At 71.1% G+C, this 23069-nt stretch carries 15 protein-coding genes and 1 pseudogene; 7 read left to right on the top strand and 9 right to left on the bottom strand.

Annotated elements, in window-relative coordinates; all coding sequences use genetic code 11:
* Window positions 1–6: 6 nt before the first annotated feature.
* From ASF41_RS16275 to ASF41_RS16260, 4 genes are read right to left on the bottom strand one after another with little or no spacing between them, the layout of a single operon-like run.
* The gene (locus tag ASF41_RS16275) at window positions 7–1023 is read right to left on the bottom strand and encodes a Gfo/Idh/MocA family protein (protein ID WP_056494969.1); all 1017 of its coding nucleotides are present in this window, start codon (window positions 1021–1023) and stop codon (window positions 7–9) included.
* Window positions 1023–2207 carry a bifunctional 2-polyprenyl-6-hydroxyphenol methylase/3-demethylubiquinol 3-O-methyltransferase UbiG gene (locus tag ASF41_RS16270; protein ID WP_056494965.1) on the bottom strand — a complete coding sequence of 395 codons (1185 nt, stop codon included), beginning with the start codon at window positions 2205–2207 and terminating at the stop codon, window positions 1023–1025. The genes ASF41_RS16275 and ASF41_RS16270 overlap by 1 nt, the downstream gene beginning before the upstream one ends.
* A 31-nt stretch (window positions 2208–2238) precedes the next feature.
* A complete protein-coding gene (locus tag ASF41_RS16265) occupies window positions 2239–3162 on the bottom strand; it encodes a hypothetical protein (RefSeq protein ID WP_056494961.1) in 924 nt (307 codons plus the stop codon).
* Complete coding sequence (locus tag ASF41_RS16260) at window positions 3162–4352, bottom strand: inositol-3-phosphate synthase (protein WP_056270954.1); 1191 nt, start codon at window positions 4350–4352, stop codon at window positions 3162–3164. Before ASF41_RS16260 ends, ASF41_RS16265 begins: the two co-directional genes overlap by 1 nt.
* A gap of 314 nt (window positions 4353–4666) precedes the next feature.
* Between ASF41_RS16260 and ASF41_RS16255 the strand changes: the two genes are divergently transcribed.
* The gene (locus ASF41_RS16255) at window positions 4667–5854 is read left to right on the top strand and encodes a transglycosylase SLT domain-containing protein (RefSeq protein WP_082504591.1); all 1188 of its coding nucleotides are present in this window, start codon (window positions 4667–4669) and stop codon (window positions 5852–5854) included.
* A 1-nt stretch (window position 5855) separates the two neighbouring features.
* On the opposite strand, the pseudogene ASF41_RS16250 reads toward ASF41_RS16255, so the two are convergent.
* Window positions 5856–7496, bottom strand: a pseudogene (locus ASF41_RS16250) (DHA2 family efflux MFS transporter permease subunit).
* The gene (locus ASF41_RS16245) at window positions 7493–8764 is read right to left on the bottom strand and encodes an HlyD family secretion protein (RefSeq protein ID WP_082487631.1); all 1272 of its coding nucleotides are present in this window, start codon (window positions 8762–8764) and stop codon (window positions 7493–7495) included. The pseudogene ASF41_RS16250 and the gene ASF41_RS16245 overlap by 4 nt, the downstream one beginning before the upstream one ends.
* Window positions 8765–8984: 220 nt before the next feature.
* Here ASF41_RS16245 and ASF41_RS16240 point away from each other — a divergent pair, with 220 nt between their 5' ends.
* The 5 genes from ASF41_RS16240 (at window position 8985) to ASF41_RS16220 (ending at window position 16676) form a co-directional block, all read left to right on the top strand.
* Window positions 8985–9629, top strand: a complete 645-nt coding sequence (locus tag ASF41_RS16240; protein WP_056270948.1) for an HdeD family acid-resistance protein — start codon at window positions 8985–8987, stop codon at window positions 9627–9629.
* 88 nt (window positions 9630–9717) lie between these two features.
* Window positions 9718–12273 carry a PBP1A family penicillin-binding protein gene (locus tag ASF41_RS16235; RefSeq protein ID WP_056494958.1) on the top strand — a complete coding sequence of 852 codons (2556 nt, stop codon included), beginning with the start codon at window positions 9718–9720 and terminating at the stop codon, window positions 12271–12273.
* A gap of 140 nt (window positions 12274–12413) precedes the next feature.
* The gene (locus tag ASF41_RS16230) at window positions 12414–14936 is read left to right on the top strand and encodes a heavy metal translocating P-type ATPase (protein ID WP_407067294.1); all 2523 of its coding nucleotides are present in this window, start codon (window positions 12414–12416) and stop codon (window positions 14934–14936) included.
* Window positions 14937–14941: 5 nt separating this feature from the next.
* Window positions 14942–15409 carry a Cu(I)-responsive transcriptional regulator gene (cueR, locus tag ASF41_RS16225; RefSeq protein WP_156653333.1) on the top strand — a complete coding sequence of 156 codons (468 nt, stop codon included), beginning with the start codon at window positions 14942–14944 and terminating at the stop codon, window positions 15407–15409.
* 91 nt (window positions 15410–15500) lie between these two features.
* The gene (locus tag ASF41_RS16220) at window positions 15501–16676 is read left to right on the top strand and encodes a M20 aminoacylase family protein (RefSeq protein ID WP_056494953.1); all 1176 of its coding nucleotides are present in this window, start codon (window positions 15501–15503) and stop codon (window positions 16674–16676) included.
* Window positions 16677–17043: 367 nt separating this feature from the next.
* Here the strand turns inward: ASF41_RS16220 and ASF41_RS16215 are convergent, their stop codons facing one another.
* Together ASF41_RS16215 and ASF41_RS16210 are read right to left on the bottom strand one after the other, a co-directional pair.
* On the bottom strand, window positions 17044–17988 hold the full coding sequence (locus ASF41_RS16215; RefSeq protein WP_082504589.1) for an alpha/beta hydrolase: 945 nt from the start codon (window positions 17986–17988) through the stop codon (window positions 17044–17046).
* 64 nt (window positions 17989–18052) lie between these two features.
* Window positions 18053–20245, bottom strand: coding sequence for a TonB-dependent siderophore receptor (locus tag ASF41_RS16210; RefSeq protein ID WP_056494950.1), 2193 nt, complete (start codon window positions 20243–20245; stop codon window positions 18053–18055).
* A gap of 993 nt (window positions 20246–21238) precedes the next feature.
* Here ASF41_RS16210 and ASF41_RS16205 point away from each other — a divergent pair.
* Complete coding sequence (locus tag ASF41_RS16205; RefSeq protein WP_056494947.1) at window positions 21239–21676, top strand: hypothetical protein; 438 nt, start codon at window positions 21239–21241, stop codon at window positions 21674–21676.
* 339 nt (window positions 21677–22015) lie between these two features.
* Here ASF41_RS16205 and truB read toward each other — a convergent pair whose 3' ends face one another.
* Window positions 22016–23044, bottom strand: coding sequence for a tRNA pseudouridine(55) synthase TruB (truB, locus tag ASF41_RS16200; protein ID WP_056270930.1), 1029 nt, complete (start codon window positions 23042–23044; stop codon window positions 22016–22018).
* Window positions 23045–23069: the final 25 nt, after the last annotated feature.

The following is a 23069-nucleotide window of genomic DNA, read 5'->3' as shown; positions in this document are numbered from 1 at the left end:
CGTTGTTCAGGCCGACGCTTCGTAGGCGCGGGCCAGCAAGCGCATGGTGTGAAGGTCGCGCGTTGCGCTGTAGGCCTCGCGCTCCTCCGGTCGGCGCAGGGCCGAGCCGAAGGCCTTCACCTGTTCGAGGAAGGGCGAGGCCTCCCCATCGAAGGGCAGAGTTTCGGAGATGCCGGTTGACCCGTCGGTGAACGACAAGGTTCCGCCTGCCACCTGTCCCATCGTGTCGACGGCGGTGAGCAGGCCCTGGGTGCCGGTGACTTCGAGGCGCCGGCGCGGCAGGGCGTCCGGGCAATTGTAGGCGACGTGCAGGTTGGCGAGGACGCCCGAGGGCGTGCGCCCGATCAGGAGTGCACCGTCGTCGACGGCGTAGTCCTGCGCCCGCGCCTGGGTCAGGGCGGCCAGATCGTGGATCGATTCGTCGAGGAGAAAGTCGACGAGGTCGAGGCCGTGGGGGGCGAGATCCATCAGGGCGCCGCCGCCGGCCTTGGCCGGGTCGATGCGCCAGTTGTCCTGGCCCGCGAAGGAGGTCCAGGCGCGCGGCAGCCAGCAGGCATAGACGATGCGGATCGCCGTGACGGTGCCGAGGCGGCCCGCGCGGATGGCATCCCGCATGGCCCGGTGGGCCGGGTGGTGGCGCTGGTCGAAGGCGGTGCCGTAGAAGGTGTCGCCGCGCGCCAAGGCCGCGACCATCGCCTCGGCATCGTCGAGGGAGGCCGCCATCGGCTTCTCGCACAGGATAGCCTTGCCGGAGCCGGCCAGCGCCGCGATCGCCTCCCGGTGCAGGTGGTTCGGGGTGGCGACGTAGACCGCCTCGACCTCCGGGTCGTTCACGAGGTCTTCGAGCCGCGCGTAGGCCCGTGCGCCCTCGGCCTCGGCCGCCGCGCGCGAGGCCTCGCCCGGATCGGCGACGGCGACGAGCCGGTGCCCGGCCGCGCGGATACCCGGTGCCATGTAGTCGCGGGCGACCCAACCGTAGCCGACGATGCCCCAGGCGACGGGGCTCCGTTCCGAACCTCCCATCACCAGCGCTCCGGCAGGTCGACATAGGTCCGGTCACGGACCCGGTCGGCCTCGGGCGCGTCGAGGTCGCCCTGCCAATCCAGGGTGTCCGGCCCGGTGTAGGTCGACGGATAGGTGGCGCGGGCGGCGTACTCGGCTTCGTAGCGCTCGGACGGCCAGCGGATCGCGTGCCGCGCCCCGCCTTCGGAGAGAAAGAGCGGGTTGAGCCGAAGGCTCCGGCCGGGGCGCGGCACGGTGATGCCATCGATCACGCGGCGGGGGGCCGGGCGCATGCCGGGACCCGCCACCACCGAGAAGGCCTCGCAGGCGGTGAGGTCCTGGGGCTTGCGGGGGGAGGGGGCACGCCGCTCCACCATGGCCCGGGTCAGGTCGTCGTCGTCGTAGACGAGGCCGTCGGGGAAGAGCTCGTCGATCTCCGCGGCCGAGACGGCGCGCCCCGCCGAGAATCCCGGGCGGTCGCTGTTGTGAATGTGGCTGACGGCGAGCCAGCCGTCATCACCGGCATTCTGGCGCAGGCATTCCAGCACCTCGGTCTTGCGGTCGAGGAAGTAGAAGGCATCGTTGCAGACGACGAGGTCGACCGGCGCGCCCGGGATCGGCCAATGGGGCGAATTCGCATCGAAGCAGACGAGCTGGGCCGACTTGCCGACGACCCAGTGCCGGGCGACCCACAGCTTGGCGAAGACGACGTCGGCGCCCGCGACCTTGATGCCGCGGGTCTGGAATTCGCGCAGGTAGTGGCCGATGCCGCAGGCGAACTCGAACACGCAGACCGGGTCGTTCCAGTGAGCCTCGAGGAGCGTCAGCCCGGCCAGGAAGGTCGGGTCGGTCCAGCGATTCAGGAAGTAGTCGCCGACCCGGCCCCAGCCGAGGAGCCGCACCGCGTCGCGCAGCGAGCGTTTGTCCCGCTCGCGCACGAGTTCGTGGAGGTCCAGGGGATCGGCCGGCGGGCCCGTCCACCAGTCGTCCTGGTCGGCGAGGAGACCTTCGAGGGCGAGGTTCGCCTCGCCGGAATCGAGCAGCGCCAGGGTTTGGGCCACGAGGTCGGCGCGGTTGGTCCGCAGGTAGGGAATGCCGTCGATCACGGGCCAGCGCGCCCCGCTCGCCCCGTCGCGGAGCGAGTGTGGGGTGTCGGCCTTGAGGGGCTCGCCGGTCTCCGGCGAGCGAAGATCGAAGGGGATCATGACGGGGCGCCCGCGCGGTCGCGAGGAAACATCACGGGATCTGCATGTCCTTGAGCACGCGGTCGTGGAAGCCCTTCACCGGACCCGCGTGGACGAGCTCCATCTCGTCGAGGACCGTGCCCATGGTCAGGGTCGCGGCCCGCAGATGCTGGGCGATCTGCAGGACGCGGTCGATGCAGTCGGCGGCGTGGAAGGCGCGGCCCTCCGCCGTGGCGTCGTCGGGCAGGACGGTACGCGCCCGCTCCACGGTCTCCCGCAGCCCGGGATCGAGTTCGTCCAGGGCCCATCGCGTGGTGCGGGCCATGATCGGCAGGAGGTGGTCGCCGAGGAGCATCTCGCCGGTGAAGCCGGCATCCGGCATCGCGGCGTTGTGGAAGTGGTGGGCCATGGCGGCCAGGAAGACCTGGGTCGGGTCGGCCCGGTAGAACGGACTCAGCACGACGCCGTAGACCGCCACCATCAGGCAGTGCTCGGCGTGGTTCTCCGGCGGCTCCAGCAGGATGCGGGGCTTGCCGGGGCAGGTGACGCCGGCGCGGGGCTGATGCGCCAGGGCGGCGACGAAGCCCGGGAGGGGCCCCTGCCCGAAGCCCGATGGCGCGCGCAGGGCCGCCCGGAGGCGGTCCCGCAGGCCGGATTCGACGCTGTCGGTGACGGCATCGAAGCCCGCCACTAGGACGTCGGCCGTTTCGCCCGCCTCGAGCCCGGCGGAGGCCAGGAAGGCCGCGTCGAGATCACAGAGGCGGGCGGCGGCGAGCGCCTTGGCGGTGATGTCGAGGGCCACGGCCTCCGGCGCGGCGCCCCCCGTGAGGGCGCTCCAGCCCTGCGCGAAGAGGCGCTCGGCGATGGAGCCGGTGCGCCCGGCGGAGTGCACGCGCTTGAGGTCGTTGACCTCGACGAGGAGGGCGCGAAGCGCCCGCGGGGCCGCGGGACCGGCGCCCTCCGTCTGGGCGATCATCAGTGGGCGCCGAGCCAATCGAGCAGCATGGTCTGCTGCTTGCCGAAATCATGCTCGGGGCCGTGGCCGTTCTTCACCATGGGCGCCTTGAAGAAGCTCGAGAGCTGCTCCTGGGGGCCGCCGTCGCCGCGCTTCTTGGCGAGGTCGAGAACACGGGCGATCTCGATGACGAGGGGGGCGGCCAGGATCGAGTCCTTGCAAAGGAAGTTGACCTTGATCTGCATGCGCTGACCCAGGAACCCGGTGACGTCGATGTTGTCCCAGGCTTCCTTGTCGTCACCGCGGGGACGGTAATAGTGGATGTGCACGAGGTGGTCCTCGACCGGGTAGCCGAGGATCGAGTCGAGCACCGTGCCCTTGGTGTTAAGCTTCGACTGGAGCGAGTCCTTGTCGTTCAGCGCGAGGCCGTCACGGTTGCCGAGGATGTTGGTGGAGAACCAGCCATCGACGTGCAGGGCGCGCGCCTTCAGGGCGGGGGCCAGCACCGTCTTCATCATGGTCTGGCCGGTCTTGCCGTCCTTGCCCGCCACGGGGACGTTCAGGTCCTTGGCGAGTTCGAGCAGGGCCGGCACGTCGGCGGCGACGCTGGGGGTGAAGTTGGCGTAGGGGACGCCGCTCTTGATCGCCGCGTAGGCGTAGAGCATCGCCGGGCTAATCGACTCGTCGCTGCTGTCGAGGCCCTTCTCGAAGGCGGCCGTCGAGTTCAGGGTCGGGTCGGAGAGGTCGGGCCAGCGCTCGGTGGAGGCGAGGTTGATCACCACGACCTCGTCGAGATTGCTCTCGGCCTTGAAGCGGCGCAGGTCGTTGGCGATGACGGAGACCGCCTCGCGGTGGTCCTTGGCAACGATGCGGTTGGCACCCTCGATGTTCTTGCAGAACTTGGCGCTGCCGACGGCCGGCCAGGGCTTAATGCCCTTCAGAACCTGGGCGCCATTCTCGATATCCTGGGCGTTGAGGACGCCGTGGCCGGTAGCGGCGGAGGCGAGGTCATCGTCGTTCAGGTCCCATCCGCCGAACACGAGGTCCTTGTAGTCGGCCATCCCGGCGACGGGGACGCCCGCGAGGGGCAGGCCATCAAGGCGGTTCGATCCGGATTTAATCATCTCGATGCCTGCGATGGCGGTGGTGGCGACAGCGCCACCCATGCCAACGAACGCAACGCCGACGCGGCGACCGGTCTGCATGCTCATTGGGAAACGGCTTCCTTCTTCAGGCGAACGGGAGCCTGTCCCAACCTGGGGGCCGTTCCGCTCAGCCCTCACTAACTGGGCTTCCGGGGTTGCGTTCCAACCCTGGCCAGGACGCCTTTTTGACGCGGTGCGCCTGAACGGCCTCCGAACGAAGCGTTAAAAATTCGTAAATACAAGGGCTTAACCCAACGTTAAGCCTGCCATCGTTGAATCACGGAGCTGTCCCATTCTGGTCACAGCAGCCGGCGAGACGTCCCCTCGCTGAACGACAACGAAGCCGCGCCCGACGAAGGCAGCGGTACGAACAAGGACCAATGATGGGGGTTTTCCCGGAGCCGGCGCTCTGCGCCGACGACGTGAGCCGTCTCGTGCCCAACGAGACCTTCAACGCAGATCTGACCGTGGCGTGGCTGCCGCGGACCGAGCGCAGGACGCGCCGGACCTTCGCCACTCTTCGCCGCCGGACCCTTGCGACGCTCTTCACCGGCGTGCTGCTGGGCGGCGCCCTGCCGCAGAACGCCCTGGCCCCCGCCGCGGCGGCCCATGATCGGATCGACGAGCGCGCCCTGACGGCGCAGACCCTCGTCCGGGAGCAGTCCGCGCCCGCACCTGAAGCCCCCAACGCGGCCGACTGGGCCGGGGTTCCCGTGGTCGAGCAGGAACCCGCGACGCTGTCGCTGATCGAGAGCGACCTCGCGGCCCTCGCCCCGAGCCGCGACGCCGCCGGCGCCGAGCGCCTGCGCTTCGGGGACATGGCCGTGCCGCGCGAGATCGTCGACACCATCCTGCGGGCCGCCACCGAAACCGGGGTCGATCCCGCCTACATGATGGCGCTGGCCGACAAGGAATCGAGCTTCTCAACCACGGTGAAGGCCTCGACCTCCTCCGCCGAAGGCCTGTTCCAGTTCCTGTCGGGCACCTGGCTCGAGCTCATCCGCACCTACGGCGCCCGCCACGGCCTCGCCGACGAGGCGGCGGCGGTGAAGGGGCGCGGCAGTGCCATCACGATCGCCGACGAGGCGGTGCGAACCCGCGTGCTGCGCCTGCGCCAGGACCCCTACGTCGCCGCCCTGATGGCGGGCGAGCTCATCAATCGCGACAAGGGCCGGATCGAGCAGCGCATCGGCCGCGACCTCTCCACCGCCGAGCTCTACTTCGCGCATTTCCTCGGCACCGCCAGCGCCGGCCGCTTCCTCGAACTCACCGCCGAGAAGCCGGGCCAGGTCGCCAAGCAGGTCTTCAAGGCCGCGGCGAAGGCGAACCGGAGCCTGTTCACCGAGAAGGCCGGCAAGGGCCGCCGCAGCCTCACGGTCGCCGAGGTGCGCGAGAAGATCGGCGGCATGATCGACCGTCGCCTCGACCGCTACGAGGGCGTGGCCGCCCTGGCGGGACCCGAGCTGAAATCCGAGGTCACCCTCATGGAGATCGAGACCGACGCGGCTCCCACCCCGGCGCCGGCCGCGCGCGTCCACGTCACCGAGGCGACCACGCCGGCCGACTGACTCAATGCCCGGCCGGCGCGCCCCCGCCGAGCTTGACCTCGCTGAGGATCATCGCGAGCGGCACCGCCGCCCCCGAAACGAGGCAGAGCGACCAGAACACGTCGATGTAGCCCCAGTACGCCACCTGGGTCTGGAGCTGCTGGCCGATCCAGGCGATGGCTTGGTTCTGGGCCTCGACGCCGGACGCCCCATGGGCCTGGAAGTACTGCGTCGCCGCCCGCAGAGTCTCCTGGTAGTTCGGGTTGGCGCCGGAGATGCTCTCCCCGAGCCGGCTCTGGTGGAATTGCTGCCGGTAGGCGAGCACGTTCTGGGCGAGGCTCACGCCCATCGAGCCGCCGACGTTGCGGGCGACGTTGATCAGCGCCGAAGCCTGGTCGGTCTGCCCCTTGTCGATCCCCTCGTAGGAGGCGGCGGTGATCGAGATGAAGATCATCGGCAGGCCGATGCCGATATAGATGCGCGACCAGGCGAAGAACCAGAAGCTGGTGTCGCCGTAGAGGCGCGTGAGGTCGTACATCGCCGCGGAGACGATCGCGGCGCCCAGGGCGATGAGGTATTTCGGCTGCACCTTGCCCGAGATCCGGCCGATCACCAGCATCATGAACACCGTGACGAGGCCGCCGGGCGCGAGGACGAGGCCCGCGAGGGTGGCGGTGTAGCCGTAATATTCCTGCACCAGCTGCGGCACGAACTGCGTCGTGGCGATCAGGATCGCGCCGGTGGCCATCATCACCAGGAAGCACGCGCCGAACTGGCGGCTGCCGAGGAGCCGGAGGTCCACGACCGGGTTCTTCCGGGTCAGCTCCCAGGGGATCATCGCCACGAAGGCGACGACGCAGATCGCCGCGAACACGATGATGAAGGTCGAGCCGAACTAGTCCTTGCGCTGGCCCTCGTCGAGGACGACCTCGAGCGACCCCAGGAAGGTGGCGACGAGGAGGAATCCCACGAGGTCGAAGCGCACGCCGGCGCGGCGCAGGCGACTCCGTTCCGCCGCCGCCCCCGGCGGGTCCTCCAGCAGCACGTGCATCAGCCCGAGGGCGATCAGGCCGATGGGGCCGTTGATGAGGAAGCACCAGTGCCAGGAGACGTTGTCGGAGAGCCAGCCGCCCAGCGTCGGGCCGATCACGGGTGCCACCACCACGGCGAGGCCGTAGAGGGCGAAGGCCTGGCCGCGCTTCGCCGGCGGGAACGAATCGGCGAGGATCGACTGGGCCAGTGGCGCCATGCCGCCCCCGCCCAAGCCCTGGAGCACGCGGAAGACGAGGAGCGATTCGAGGTTCCAGGCAAAGCCGCACAGCACCGAGGCCACGGTGAAGAGCGCGATGCTCCACATGAAGAACGCCTTGCGGCCGAACCGCTTGGCGAGGAAGCTCGAGGCCGTGAGCACGATGGCGTTGGCCACGAGGTAGCTCGTCACCACCCAGGCGGCCTCGTCGGGGCCCACCGCCAGGCCCCCGGAGATGTAGCGCAGGGCCACGTTGGCGATGGTGGTGTCGAGCACCTCCATGAAGGTCGCCAGCGAGACGACGAGGGCGATGGCCCAGGGGTTGTGCCCACCCGGCGCCTTGGCGGAGGCCCCCGACGCGCCGCTCGCCTTGCCCCCCGCCTTGCCCCCCGCCTGCGAAGCCGCAGCGCTCACCGGACGTGGACCCGCGGCACGATCGACATGCCGGGGCCGATGGCGACGTCGGTGGGCCACTGGTCGACGACGATCTTCACCGGGATGCGCTGGACCACCTTCACGTAGTTGCCGGTGGCGTTCTGGGCCGGGAGCAGGCTGAAGGCGGTGCCGGAGCCGGGCTGCACGGACTCCACGTGGCCGGTGATCTTGCGCTCGGGATAGGCATCGATCTCGATGTCGGCGTGCTGGCCCGGCCGCATGTCGGTGATCTGCGTCTCCTTGTAGTTCGCGATCACCCAGATGTCGTCGGGCACGAAGGTCGACAGCGTCTGCCCGGCCTGGGCGAACTGGCCCTTGGCGCCCGACAGCTGCACCAGCCGGCCCGGCTGGGCCGCCGTGACGGTGGTGTAGCCGAGGTTCAGTTCGGCCTGGGCCACCTGGGCCTTGCCGGTGGCGAGGCTGGCCTCGGCCCCCGCCTTCTGCGCATTGAGCGCGCCGACCTGGGTGCGCGCCGCGACGACGTTCGCCCGCGCGCGATCGTAGGCGGCCTGCTGCTGGTCGAGGGTCGAGGATGAGGATTGCGAGCGCTGGATCGTGCCCGCCCCCTTCTCGGCGAGGTCCCGGTAGCGGGCCGCATCCTCCCGCGCGAATTTCAGCGAGGCCTCGGCCTGCGTCACCTCCGCCTGGGAGGCGGCGACCTGCGCCTTCTGGCCCTCGATCTGCGCCTCGAAGTTGTGGATCGAGGCCTCGGCCGAGGCGACCTGCGCCTTCGCCTGCGCCAGGGCCACCGCGTAGTCGCGCCGGTCGATCTGGAAGAGAACGGCCCCGGTCTCGACATGCTGGTTGTCGGTGACCGGCACATCTACGATGTAACCGGCGACCTTGGGCGCGATGGAGAATTGCCGCGCATCGACGAAGGCGTCGTCGGTGGATTCGAACGGGTGCAGGCGGGTCAGCCAGTAGACGTAGGCGCCGGCCGCCACGGCGACGACCGCCACGGTGATGCCAAGGGCCCAGAACGGATGCCGGCGCAGGATGTTCGGCTTGCTGTCCGCGTCGGACTCCTCGGCCGCAGCGGACTCCTCGCCCGAGCCGGACTTCTCGGACGAGCCGGACTTCTCGGGCGCGCCGGACTCCGCGCCCGGCTCGGTCTCGCCGGGGGGCGCCTCTCCGGGGGACCTCGTCGCGGACGCCGTCTCCTGCGGATCGGCCCCTTCCGGGTCGGAGGGCCGCACCGCGTCGCCCCGTGCGGGCTGGCGCCCCACGGCCTGCTGATCCTGAAGCATCGACGAACCGTCCGAACGCATCCAGGGGCCGCGCGATCGAAACCGCGCCGCCCGAAACTCCCGCCTCGGCGACAACAAGAAGTAGCGCCGGCGATTGTTCCCGGTGCGCATGACGTTTGCGGGCCCCGTCCGCGGCCCGACGGAACGTCCGAAATCCGGCGCGCGTTTTCGGGTTTGACGGGCCGGATCCCGGTTCGTCCGCAACCTGCAGGAGGCGCGTATGACCGCCGGTTCTTCCCTGTCGCCACCGGGTGCCGCCGGTCCGGGCGGCCTCGACCGTCTCGACGCGATGAGCACGGTGCTGGCCCGCAATTGGTGGTTGATGGCCCTGCGCGGGGTCGTCGCGATCCTGTTCGGGCTGATCGCCTTCGTGGCGCCCGGCGCCTTCGTCCTTTCCCTCGTGCTGTTCTTCGCCGCCTACATGCTGGTGGACGGCATCGTCGGCGTGATCGCCTCGGTGCGGGCCGCCCAGCGCCACGAGCGCTGGGGCTTCCTCCTCCTCGAAGGGCTCCTCGACCTCGTCGTCGGCGTCGCCGCCGTGCTCGTCCCGGCGGCAGCCGTCTGGGCCTTCGTCTACCTCGTGGCGTTCTGGGCCCTCGTCACCGGCGGCCTCATGGTGGCGGCGGGCTTCCGCCTGCATGCCCATTACGGGCGCTGGTGGCTGGTGCTCGGCGGCGTCGTCTCGATCCTGTTCGGCATCGCGCTCCTGGTCGATCCCGGCATGTCGGCCCTGGTCCTGACCTGGTGGATCGGCAGCTACACGATGGTGTTCGGAATCCTGCTGGTGCTCCTGGCCTTCCGCCTGCGCGGCCGCCACGCAGAGGCGGGCCGGCCCGGCCCCCTGGGGCGCCCCGGAACGGCGTAGCTTTGGCCGCGCGAGATGGTCTAGAACCGGCGGGACACCGCGGGGCGCTTCGCCGCCCGAGCCCCGCCCCCCGTGACCATGGCCCGCGATGACCTCCCCCGACCCGGAACGCCCGCGCCCCGCGCGGGTCGACCCGCCCCGGCCCGCCCCTGAGCCCGAGCCTCGGAGAGCCGCCGGGCCGGACAATGCGGACACCCGCGCCGCGGCGCGGGAAGCCGCGGCGGCGGCGCGGACCCTCGGCCGCCAGCTCCGCGTGCTCGCCGTCGGTGCGGCACGGGGTGCCGGACGCCGGGCCGCCGGCGCGGCGCGGGCGGCGGGGCCAGCTTGGCGGGGATGGGCTGACCGCATGCGCCCCCGCGCGCCGGCCGGACCTCCGCCCCCGTCCACCGCCGCCCCTGCGGCGGGGCCGACGCCCGCGCCCGCACGCGCGCCGGCGCCCCGCGCCGCCGGCTGGCCGGCCCGGCTCCGCCGACATCCCTGGCGCGCCGCGGCCTTGGCGGTCGTCCTGCTGCCGCTGCTGGCCCTGGCCGGGCTCGTCCTCTACAGCTTCGCCACTCTGCCGCCCCTGGGCGGCGTGGTGCCGGAAGCGGGCCAGCGGGCGCTCACCGTCGAGGCCGATGACGGCCGGGCCTTCGCCACCCGCGGGGCGTTCCAGGGCCAGAAGCTGACGGCGGCGGAGATGCCGGCCCATCTCGGCCAGGCGATCATCGCGATCGAGGACCGGCGCTTCCGCTCCCACTGGGGCCTCGACCCGCGCGGCTTCCTGCGCGCCCTGTACCGCAACGCCGTCGGCGGCGGCGTGCGTGAGGGCGGCTCGACGATCACCCAGCAATATGCCCGGCTCGTCTCCCTGAACCAGGAGAAGTCGCTGCGCCGCAAGATTCAGGAGGCGTTCCTGGCCCTGCGCGTCGAGGCGACGATGTCGAAGGACGAGATCCTGCTCGGCTACCTCAACACCGCCTATTTCGGGGCCGGCGCCTACGGCGTCGATGCCGCCGCCCGGCGCTACTTCGGCAAGGGGGCCGAGGCCCTGACCCTGCCGGAGGCCGCGATGCTGGCGGGCCTCGTGCGCGCGCCCTCGCAGCTGGCCCCGACCCGGAACTTCGGCGGCGCCAAGGAGCGCGCCGACGTGGTGCTGCAGACCATGGTGGAGACCGGCGCGATCACGGCCGCCGAGGCCGACAAGGCCCGCGCCCAGACCATCACCCTGCGCACGCCCCCCGAGACGCCGCCGGGCACCAACTACTTCCTGGACATGGTCTCGGCGGAGTCGAAGAAGCTCGCCGACGCGCCGGGCGACGTCACCGTGCGCACCACCCTCAACCTCGACCTGCAGAGCCTCGCGGAGGGCGTCGTCGCCCGCCGCCTCGACGCCGAGGGGCCCAAGAAGAAGGCCGGCCAGGGCGCCATGGTGGTGCTCAACAAGGAGGGCGCGATCCTCGCCCTGGTGGGCGGGCGCGACTACGAGGACAGCCAGTTCAACCGCGCCACCCAGGCCAAGCGCCAGCCCGGCTCGCTGTTCAAGCTGTTCGTCTACCTCACGGCCTACGAGAACGGCTTCAACCCCGACACGGTGCTGGTCGACCGGCCGATCCAGATCGGCGACTGGGAACCGCAGAATTCCACGGGCCGGTTCAAGGGCGCGATGCCCCTGCGCAGCGCCTTCGCGCAGTCGATCAACACGGTGGCGGCGCAGCTGGCCGACGAGGTCGGTATCCCGGCGGTCATCGCCACCGCCCACCGGATGGGCGTGACCGCGGAGCTGCCCAACGTGCCGAGCCTCGCCCTCGGCTCGGCCGAGGTGACGCTGCTGGAGATGACCCGCGCCTATGCGGGCGTGCTGGCCGGGGCCGCGCCGGTGGACACCCACAGCGTCCACGCCATCCGGGGCGCCCAGCCGCAGCCGCTCTACCTGCGCGCCGACGCCAAGGGCGGCACCGCGATCCCCACCGAGGCCCGGGCGATGATGCTCGACTCCCTCCAGGCCGTGGTCGACGGCGGCACCGGCAAGGCCGCCCGGATCGCCGGCCTGCCGGTGGGCGGCAAGACCGGGACGACCCAGGACTATCGCGATGCCTGGTTCATCGGCATGACGCCGGACCTCGTCGTGGGCGTCTGGGTCGGCAACGACGACAATGCCTCCATGAACCGCGTCGGCGGCGGCGATCTCCCGGCGAGCATCTTCCACGATTTCGTCCAGCGGGCGACGGCGCAGCTGGCCAAGGGCCGCAAGCGCCCCTCGGCGGCGCGGGGCGAGCCGGCCCGGGCCGAGCCGGCGCCCGCCCGCGAGGTCGCCGCCAGCGCCGCCGCGCCCGGCATCCACGGCGTGCCGGAGGTGGTCGACACCGGCACCCTGGCCTTCCGCGGCCGCACCGTCCGCCTCCTCGGGGTGGAAGGGGAGGGCGGGGCGCTCGCCCGGCAGCTCGCCCGCTACCTGCGCCGCCGCGAGGTGACCTGCGCCCCCGCCTCCGGGGCCGAGGCGGCTGGCGAGCAGCTCCGCTGCCAGATCGATGGCGACGACCTCGCCGCCCTGATCCTAACGGCCGGCGGCGCCCGCGCCGCCGAGGACGCGCCGGCCGACCTCCTCGCCGCCGAGGAGCAGGCCCGCTCCGAGCGCGCCGGCATCTGGGGCCGGCGGCGGTAGGGGCCGGGATCCTGGGCCGAGCGGAACATCGCGTTCCGCACCGTCCCGCGATGCGTTGGCCCCCCTCCCGCGGATGCGGCGCGCCGACCGGGCGGACGCGGTCCGGTCAGTACCCCCGCCCGGCCCTTGACCTTCCCACCATGGGAACCCCCACATGGGGGGACATGGACAAGCGCCCGACCCTCGATGCCACGATTCCCACGCCCGGCCGGCGGCTCGGCTTCCCGGTGGAGGGGCTGACCTGCGCCTCCTGCGTCGGGCGGGTGGAGCGGGCGTTGCGCGCCCTGCCGGGAGCCTCGGAGGTCTCGGTCAACCTCGCCACCGGACGGGCCGAACTGCGTCTGCTGGGTCCCGGTGCCGCGGCGGTGGAGGCCGTCGCGCGGGCCGGCTACGCCGTGCCGGAGGCCGTCACCACCCTGGAGATCGCCGGACTGTCCTGCGCCGCCTGCGTCGGGCGGGTCGAGCGCGTGCTGGCCGCCGTCCCGGACGTCGCCGCGGTCACGGTCAACCTCGCCACCGGCCGCGCCACGGTGCGCCACCCCGAGGGGCTGGTGGCGCGCGCGGACCTGGAGGCGGCGGTCGCGAAGGCGGGCTACCAGCCGCAGGCTCCGGCCGAAGCGCCGGTCGCGGCCCGGGAGACCCGTCTGGTGCAGGAGGGCGCGACCCTGCGCCGGGACCTCGTCGCGGCGGCGCTCCTGTCGGCGCCGATCGTGGTCCTCGACATGGGCGGCCACCTCGTCCCGGCCTTCGGCCACGCGGTTCACGGCGCCCTCGGCGCCTGGGCCGGCGGGCTCGAGGCCGGCCTCGCCACCCTGGTGCTCGCCGGACCCGGGGCCCGCTTCTTCCGCCAGGGCCTGCCCGCCCTGGTCCGCGGCCACCCGGACATGAACGCCCTCGTGGCCCTCGGGGCCGGCGCCGCCTACCTGTATTCCCTGGTCGCGGTCCTGGCGCCGGCGCTTCTCCCGGCGGGGACGGCCCACCTCTACTTCGAGGCCGCAACCCTGATCGTCACGCTGATCCTCCTCGGCCGGACCCTGGAGGCGCGGGCCAGGGGGCGGACGGGCGCGGCCATCGCCCGCCTCGTCGGCCTCAGCCCCGCCACCGCGCGGGTGATCCGCGACGGCGTCGAGACGGAGGTGGCCCAGGCGAGCCTCCGGCGCGGGGACGTGGTCCGGGTCCGCCCGGGCGAGCGGGTGGCCGCCGACGGCGTCCTGGTCTCCGGGGCGAGCTACGTCGACGAGAGCATGATCACCGGCGAGCCGGTGCCGGTGGCCAAGGCGCCCGGCGACGGCGTGGTGGGCGGCACCCTCAACACCCATGGCAGCTTCGACCTGCGGGTGGACTCCGTCGGGGCCGACTCCGTGCTCGCCCGGATCGTCCGCATGGTCGAGGCGGCGCAGGGCGCCAAGCTGCCGATCCAGGCCGTGGTCGACCGGGTGACGGGCTGGTTCGTGCCGGCGGTCATCGCCGCCGCGGCGGCGACCTTCGCGGGCTGGCTGGCCTTCGGGCCGAGCCCCGCCTTCGGCCTCGCCCTCGTCAACGCCATCGCGGTGCTCATCATCGCGTGCCCCTGCGCCATGGGCCTCGCGACCCCGACCTCGATCATGGTGGGCACCGGCCGCGCGGCCGAGCTTGGCGTGCTCTTCCGCGATGGCGGCGCGCTCCAGCGCCTGCGCGCGGTCCGGGTCGTCGCCCTGGACAAGACCGGAACGCTCACCCTGGGCCGCCCGACCCTGACGGACCTCGTCGCCGGGCCGGGCGTCGCGGCGGACGAGGCCCTGCGCCTCGCCGCGAGCCTCGAATCCCGCTCCGAGCACCCCGTCGCCCGCAGCCTCGTGGCGGCGGCCGCGGACAGGGGCCTGGCCCTCGGAACGGTCACGGCCTTCGCGGCGGAGCCCGGCTACGGCATCGCCGGCACGGTGGACGGCCGGGCCGTCGTCGTCGGCGCGCGGCGCTTCCTCGACCGCCTTGCGATCCCGGCCGGAGACCTCGACGACGCGGCCGACCGCCTCGCCCGGGAGGGCCGCAGCCCGCTCTTCATCGCCCTCGACGGGCGCCTCGCCGCCCTGGTCGCGGTGGCGGACCCGATCAAGCCCGGCGCGGCCGAGGCCGTGGCGGCGTTGCGCGCCCGCGACCTTGCGGTGGCGATGGTGACCGGCGACGGCCGCGCGGTGGCCGAGGCCGTGGCCCGCACCCTCGGCATCACGTCGGTCTCGGCCGAGATCCTCCCCGGCGGCAAGGTCGCGGCGGTGCAGGCCCTGCGTGCCCGCCACGGCGCGGTGGCCTTCGTGGGCGACGGCATCAACGACGCGCCGGCCCTGGCCGAGGCCGATGTGGGCATCGCCCTCGGCACCGGCACCGACATCGCGGTGGAGGCCGCCGACGTGGTGCTGATGTCGGGCGCCCTCTCGGGCCTCGTCGGCGCTTTCCGGCTCTCGGCCGCGGTGATGCGCAACATCCGCCAGAACCTGTTCTGGGCCTTCGCCTACAACGTCGCGCTGATTCCGGTGGCGGCGGGGCTGCTCCACGCGGTCGGCGGACCGCTGCTCTCGCCGGTCCTGGCGGCGGGCGCCATGGCGCTGTCGAGCGTCTTCGTCCTCGCCAACGCCCTGCGGCTGCGCCGGGCCGGCGGTACGGCGACGACGACGGGAGCGGTGGCGTGAGCGCGGTGACCATCGGGGAGGCCGCCCGCGCCAGTGGCGTCTCGGCCAAGATGATCCGCTACTACGAGGAGACCGGCCTGCTGGCGCCGGCCGGCCGGACGGCCGCGGGCTACCGCCTCTACACGGAGGCCGACCTCCATGCCCTGCGCTTCGTGCGCCGGGCCCGCGACCTCGGCTTCACCATGGAGGATATCCGGGCGCTGCTCGCCCTCTGGCACGACCGGGCGCGGGCGAGCGCCCAGGTGCGCCGCCTCGCCCTCGACCATGTGGCGGACCTGCGGCGCCGGATCGACGCCCTGGACGGCATGGCCCGCACCCTGGAGGATCTCGCCGCCCATTGCGGCGGCGACGCCCGGCCCGACTGCCCGATCCTCGACGACCTCGCCAGCGGTCCCCACGGCCGGCCCGGCGCGACACCGCGGCAGGGGGAGCGCGACCCCGGAGCGTCGCCTTCGCGGCGCGGGACGCGTTGACCGCATCCCTGGCCTCTTGTTTGCTGGGACCGGCGTCGCAACCCCGGCGCGTCCCCCCCTGAGAGCCGTCGCCTCTCGAAAGTCGCTGTCCATGCCCGTCCTCGACCGGATCGCCGCCTTCGCGGACGAGATCGCCGCCTGGCGCCAGGATCTCCACGCGCATCCCGAGCTGCAATACGACGTCCACCGCACCGCCGGCTTCGTCGCCGACAAGCTGCGGGGCTTCGGCTGCGACACGGTCGCCACCGGCATCGGCCGAACGGGCGTCGTCGGGGTGATCCGCGGCCGGGCCCACGGCTCGAACCGCGCCATCGGCCTGCGCGCCGACATGGACGCCCTGCCGATCCAGGAGGCGCGCGACCTGCCCTACCGCTCCACGGTGCCGGGAAAGATGCATGCCTGCGGGCATGACGGGCACACGGCGATGCTGCTCGGGGCGGCGAAGTACCTCGCCGAGACCCGCGCCTTCGACGGCACGGCGGTGCTGATCTTCCAGCCGGCGGAGGAGGGCGGCGGCGGCGGCGAGGCCATGGTCCGCGACGGGCTGATGGAGCGCTTCGGCGTCGAGACCGTCTACGGCATGCACAACATCCCGGGCCAGGCGCTGGGCACCTTCGCCATCCGGCCGGGCCCGATCATGGCCTCCACGGACCGCTTCACCATCACCATCACGGGTCGGGGCGGCCACGCCGCCCAGCCGCACAACGCCATCGACAGCGTGCTGGTGGCGAGCCACGTCATCACGGCGCTCCAATCCGTGGTGTCGCGCACCGTCGATCCCCTGGAGAGCGCGGTGGTTTCGGTCTGCGCCCTGGAGGCGGGGGAGGCCTTCAACGTGCTGCCGCAATACGTGGTCCTGCGGGGCACCATGCGGGCCCTCTCGAAGCCGATGCGGACCCTGATCCAGGACCGGATCACCGAGATCGTCACCCACGTGCCCCGGGGCTTCGGCGCCACCGGCGCCATCGACTTCAACAGCGGCTACCCCGTCACCGAGAACCATCCGGCGGAGACGGACTTCATCGCCGACGTGGCGGCCGGGCTCGTCGGCGAGGCCGGCATCGACCGGGCGGTGGCCCCCATGATGGCCGCCGAGGACTTTTCCTACATGCTCGCCCACCGCCCCGGCGCCTACATCTTCCTCGGCAACGGCGACAGCGCCGGCCTGCACCACCCGGACTACGACTTCAACGACGCCGCCGCACCCTACGGCGCCTCGCTCTGGGCGCGGGTGATCGAGACGGGGTTGCCGATCCGGGGCGCGTGACGCGGATCGTCACGCGAGGCAGGCTCCGGCCGAGCCGGGCGCCCTGCTGAAACGGCGGGTTCCGGGCGGCCGGGCCGCGCAGGCCGATCGACGGCCCTGACAGGGCCCGGCCCTGGGGGCAACAGCCGAACGTCCCGACCCTGCAAGGAGCGACTTGCGACCCCGTGTTGGACCTCTGGAGGTCCGCTTCTCGGAAGCTTGCCGGACGACGCTCTACGGCCGGATCGGTTGGGTCGGTGACGGATTGCCGACAGTCCGAAAAGTCGTGACGTCGGACGTTCGCTGGAGCAGGGGCCGGCAGCGGATCTGTCGTATGCCCGAACGAACGATCCGAGCATTGCCGAAGCCGTCGACCTTCTTGGCGAGGCTATCCCGAACGTTGCATGAAGAAGGCGACCGCCTCGTTGAGTGCTTCGGGCAGGACGGTCATGTGAGTTCGTCCAGGGATAAGGCTGAAGGTGCTTGTCACGCCCGAGATCCGGCTCAACCGCTCCGTCATCGCACGGGTCAGTTCCACGGTGCGGGTCGATGCGAGGCGGGCGCGGCGCGCCTCATGGTCCGGGGCGACCCGTTGGAACGGGGCGAGGGCTTCCTCGTAGGCACCGGCCAGGAGAAGCACGCGCGCGCCGTTTGGAGAGGCCTTCTCCAACTCCGCGATGCTTTCGAGCACCACGGCGTCTTCCCAGTAGATGGACGGGCTGGCGGCGATCCAGTGCGAGAAGGCCGCGGGCGCCCGAGCGAGGGCGTGGAGGACGAACAGTCCCCCGAACGAGTGACCGAACACCGCTTGCCGCGAAGGATCGACCCTGCAGCGTCGTGCGATCGCAGGCCGGAGATTGTCCAAGACGAAGCGCAGGAACGCGTCGGCGCCGCCCGTCCGGATCGGAGGACCGCCGAGCTGGGCCGGTGGGTAGGACCGTCCGGGCGGTGGCGTGTAGTCCCAGGACCGACGCAGGCCATCGTAAGGATCGTCCCCGGGATAGCCGATGCCGACGACGACGAAGCGCGTGGCGATACCCGTGGCGTCGGGGTAGGGCGCCTGTACGCGTTCGATATCGATCGCCGTGGCCGTCACCGCGTTGCCGTCCAGCAGGTACAGCACGGGCCAGCCGTCCGCAGGCACCTCGCCGGGCGGAACGTAGAGCGTGATCCGCCACGGCACCTGCTGGCCGTTGCCGCCCAGATCGAAGGCGACCGCGCCGGTGAGCCGGGCCGGCTCGTCGGCAGTCGCATGGGCCAGGCTCGGCTTTAGCAGCAGCCAGGCGGCGGCGGGAAGAGCCGCCAGGCGGCGCCGCGAGGGAAGTGCCTTCATCGGTCTCGGCTCGCGGGGGGGGCAACGGATGCGGAGAGGGGCGCTGCGGTGTCAGCTCTGCCGTCTACCATCGGTAGATCAGGCTGCCGATGACGGTCGCCGGCGCGCCGCGGTAGCAGAAGCCCGCCTGACAGGTGAAGTAGTCGCGGTCGAAGACGTTGTTGGCGTTGATCTGGGCGCGAAAGCCTTTGTACGCCGGATCGATGGCCGCAAAGTCGTAGGCCACCAGCGCATCGAACAGCGTGACGGTCGGGTTGCGGACGGTGTTCTCGTCGTTGGCGAAGCTGTTGGCGTTGAAGCGGATGCCGCCACCGAGCGTCAGTCCGCGCAGGGCCGAACTCGACGGGAACAGGTAGCTCAGGAAGCCGGTGAACGTGTCCCCGGGAATGCCCGAGAGGGCGTTGCCGTCCAGGGATTGGCCCGCGAACGAGGTCTGGCTGAGATAGCGCAGATTGAGGTGGGTGTAGGCGAGGGTGAGGTTGGTGCCCGGCGCGAAGTTGGCGATGGCCTCCATCTCGAAGCCGCGGGACTCGACGGCGCCGGTGGCCACCTGGAAGGCGACGTTGTTCGGATCCGTGCGCAGGACGCTGCTCTGGACGATATCGAAGCCGGCGAACCCTGCCTGGATGTTCGTGCCGGGGATCAGGTATTTGACGCCGGCCTCGATCTGGTCCCCCGTCGCCGGTCTGAAGGCGCGTCCGGCGGCATCGACGCCCGGCTGCGGCGCGAAGGTGGTGGCGTAGCTGGCATAGGGGACCAGCCCGGGGGCCAGGAGATAGTTGAGACCGACGCGGCCCGTGAAGGCCTGGTCGTTCTGCTGGGTCGCGGCAGCGGGGGCCGCGGTCGTGGTCTGGGACACCCAGTCGTAGCGCCCGGTCAGGGTCAGCACGAAGCGGTCGAACTTGGCCTGCTCCTGCAGGTACAGCCCGACCTGATCCTGGCTCTGCGCGGTGCGCGGGCCCAGCAGCGGCGCGAGGATCGGTTGCTGGCCGTAATTGCGCGTGACGAGGTTGAGATCGGGGGCCGCGCCGAAACCGAAGCGATAGTTGAAGTCGGAATGCGCGTAGTCGAGCCCCGCCACCAGCGTATGCGCGACCGGCCCCGTGGTGACATGCGCCTCGATCTGGTTGTCGAGCGTGATCTGGCTCAGGAACTGGCGCGAATATCCTGTCGATCGGCTGGCGCTCAGGCCGTCGGGGCTGAGCGCGGCGATCGACGCGTAGCGATAGTCGTTGCTGATGTCGTAGAAACGGAAGTTCTGCCGGAAGACCAGATCCCCGTCGAAGCGGTGCTCGAACGCGTAGCCGACGCGCCCCTGCTGCTGCCTGAAGTCGTTGAAGGCCGGGTCGCCTGAGTAGATCCGGCTCGGGCGCAGGTTCTGGTTGAAGAACGTCGTGCTGCCCGGAAGCTTGGTCTCCTGATACTCGCTCAGGAACGTGAAGGTGGTGTCGGCGGATGGCTTCCACGTGAAGGACGGCGCGATGTAGCTCCGGTCGTCCGAGCCCCCGGGGATGAAGGTGTCCGACTGCCGCTTGATGCCGGTGACGCGGTACGCGAGGGTGCCGCCCGTGCCCTCCACCGGGCCGCCGATGTCGAAATTGCCCTGGTAGCGGTCGAAGTTGCCGACCTGTAGCTGCACCTCGCCGAAGGGCACGAAGACCGGTCGTTTCGTGGTGACGTCGAGAATGCCGCCGGGCGAGCCGAGCCCGTAGAGACCGGAAGCCGGACCTCGCAGGATCGTAGCCGCCTCGATGCCGTAGGGTTCGATGCGCGGTACCGTCAGGCCCGATGCGACCTGGCGCAGGCCATCCCGGAAGATGCCGTCATAGGTCAGGCTGAAGCCGCGCACGAAGAACGAATCAAAGCGCGGATCGAAGCCGAAGACGTTCGAGGACACGCCGGCCACGTAGCCGAGGGCCTCGTTGAGCGTCTGGACGTTGCGGTCGTTGAGCGCCTCACGGGTGAGCACCGTGACCGACTGTGGGGTCTCAAGCAGCGGTGTGTTGGTCTTTGTCGCCGTGGGGCTGATCCGAGCGGTGTAGCCGGTGATTCCGGAAGGGCCTCCGCCGCCGCCGCTGGTCGCCGCCGTGCCGCCATCCCCACCACTGAGATTGGCCTCACTACCAATCCGGGGTCCCGGTGCGACGCCTTCGACGGAGAGCTGGTCGAGCTGCACGCTCGTTTGCTGTGCGGCCACGGGCCAGGAGAGAGCTGTTGTGGCGAGAAGTAAAGCAAGGGAGGGGGCGCGATGGGGCATATGGCACGCTGATAAGCGCCTTAAGCGGCGCAGTATCGTACTCATTGCCAGATACGATCTGCATGGCAAGTTGGAAACGTGATATTTATCACACAATTAGAGCACTTCAAATCTGAAGTTGTTCTAATCTGTAACCCTATAGCGTTGGTTAATGAGATTTTACATCGCTCTATCATCGCTTTCCTTCATGGCCGATTCCATCAGCCTTAAGCCACTGGCTTGATCGAATGAAATGACTGATTGCGGCGATGAAGTCGGGTCGATCACTGAACGCCCGCTCAGGGCTGGAGGGTCTCGTCCTGAAGTGACTCCTCATTGACCCGATCAAATCGCTGACGAGTGGCCGCCTTCGAGATGCCGCAATACCGGTCGTTCTGCCTGACGGGGGTCGGTTTTTGCCCTTCCGCTCGACCACCGGATCGAGTGGATCGCGAATATTTCACTTCGTAAGCTCCTCGAATGCGAAGGTCCTATGAAGCCAGGCAGAGAAGCTCCGCAGCGCTGCTTCTCGGCTGCGTCAGTGCACTGGTCATGCTCATCATCGTGGGCCGCATCGTCTGGGCCGTCGCGACCGTACCAACGACCGCAGACGCCGTCCGGCTGTCACATCAGGCGATCCGAGACAAAGCTCTTTCGGAGACGATCGCGGCACGCCCTGACGCTTGTACGATCAAGGGCGCACCCGGTTTTGGTTGGTCCGTGGAATGTCGCGACATCGAACGCACCTCGGGTTCCGAATGCCGCTCCGTTTGGTGGAATATCGACCCATGGGGAGTTCCATCCAACGGGATCGGAGGCCGCTTGGACTCCCTTCACGACAGATGCCGGAAGGACGCCTGAGGGACGAGCGCCGTCGGCCCGCCGACGACCGAGCTGGGTCATCGCGAGATCGTCCGCTCCAGGGCAAAAGGCCAAGCTCCGCTTCTCACTCTCAGCGGCCCTTCACACAGACGAGCGGACCGAGTTTCAGCCCGAGGACGGAGAGTTCATGCGATGCGCAGACAGATCGATCGTTTCCTGCTTCCGCTGCTTCTCTGCATCCCTTCGACGGCCTTCGCCGGCGATGCGGTCAGCCTGACGGTCGCATCGACATCGGTGCGGGGAAATGGTCAGGGGCCGAACCAACCCGACATCGTGGTCCGCTTCGATGATGGCGGTGCGGCGGCGTTCGCGACATTCACGGCCGCGCCTGTCGGCGGTCGCCTGACAGTCCGGCTCGACGGCCTCCCTGTCTCGCAATCGGGGCGCCTCCTCACGCCCATGACGGGAGGGCTCGCGGTCCTCGTTCCCCACCATCCGGATCAGGCGGTCGAGGTCGCCCGACAGATCGCATCGCGTTCCGAGAGCCTCACCGCCGCCTGCGCGTGGGCGACCGTTTCGCCGGAGCAGGAAGGGCCGTGGAGATGCCGACCGCTTCGGGGAAGCGCGTGACGCAGGTCCATCGAGGACGAGTTGGCAGACGCGACGCCGACTCCTGTCCAGGAAAGGGCGATCGCAAGGGCCGATGCTCGAACCGAAAGTCGGGGCCCGGCCCCCCATCCCCGGGCCGCGCAGCGGAGCCCGGGACCCGGGGACGCCGAGCGTGTCGGACCTGACACGGTCGGCGGCTCCGGACGGCGCGCCTCTCCTTCGGGGCGGGCTCGACCGCGGCGCCCCCGGATCGACGGGTACGGGTGCCACCGCCCGACGGCGAGGGGGCCCGCGCGGAGCCCGTTCTGCATGCGCCTGCGGGTCACCCTCCCCGTGGGGGAAGGCCCCCGGAAGCCCCGCTCAGACCGGGCGGTTGGCGGTCCCGCCGAGGTGGAACACCCGGTGTGGCACCAGTTCGCCGCGCTCGACGTCGCCCACCGCCACGAGGATGCCGCCGCAGGTGGCGAAGGCCTTGCCCTCCACCGGGGCGTCGCGCCCGCGCAGGATCACCGGCTGGCCGCGCATCAGGCGCAGGGCCATGTCCCGCGACACCGGCACCGAGGGCACCGCGTCGAGGGCGGTCTCGACGGCGTGGAGATGCCCGGCATTGCCGTCCGGCCCGGCTTCCTCGAGGGCGGCGACCTGGCAGGAATCCGCCTCGGTGAAGGGGCCGACGCGGGTGCGGCGCAGGGCCGAGACGTGGCCGTAGCAGCCCAGCAGGCGGCCGAGGTCGCGGGCGATGGCCCGGACATAGGTGCCCTTGCCGCAGGCGGCCTCGATCACCGTGCGCTCGGGGCTGTGCTCGACCACCGCGAGATGGTCGATCTGGACCGGGCGGGCCACCAGCACGACCTCCTCGCCGTCCCGGGCGAGGTCGTAGGCACGCTCTCCGGCGATCTTGATGGCCGAGTACCGCGGCGGCACCTGCTCGATGGCGCCGATGAAGGTCGGCAGCGCCGCCTCCACGGCTTCGCGGGTGGGGCGCGCCTCGCTGGTGGCCACCGGCCGGCCCTCGGCGTCGTCGGTGTCGGTCTCGATGCCCCAGGTCACGGTGAAGACGTAGGCCTTGCGCCCGTCCATCACGAACGGGACCGTCTTGGTCGCCTCGCCGAGCGCGATCGGCAGGATGCCGGAGGCCAGGGGGTCGAGGGTGCCGGCATGGCCCGCCTTCTTGGCGTTGAAGGCGCGCTTCACCACCGCGACCGCGTGGGTCGAGGTCATGCCCACGCCCTTGTCGAGGATCACCCAGCCGTTGACGTCGCGGCGCTTCGGCCGGTCGGGGCGCGGCGCGCCCCGCGGCGGACGCCGGCCCTCGGCGGCCACGGGCCGGTCCGCCGGGTTCGGCGGCGCTGAACCCTCGGTGCGCTCGACGGTCGGTTCGTTGATCATGGGGGTCCTCGGTCAATGCTCACAG

Source organism: Methylobacterium sp. Leaf111, from assembly GCF_001423285.1.
In the GTDB taxonomy this organism is placed as follows: Bacteria; Pseudomonadota; Alphaproteobacteria; order Rhizobiales; family Beijerinckiaceae; genus Methylobacterium.
This window is presented reverse-complemented; position numbering and strand designations above follow the sequence as displayed.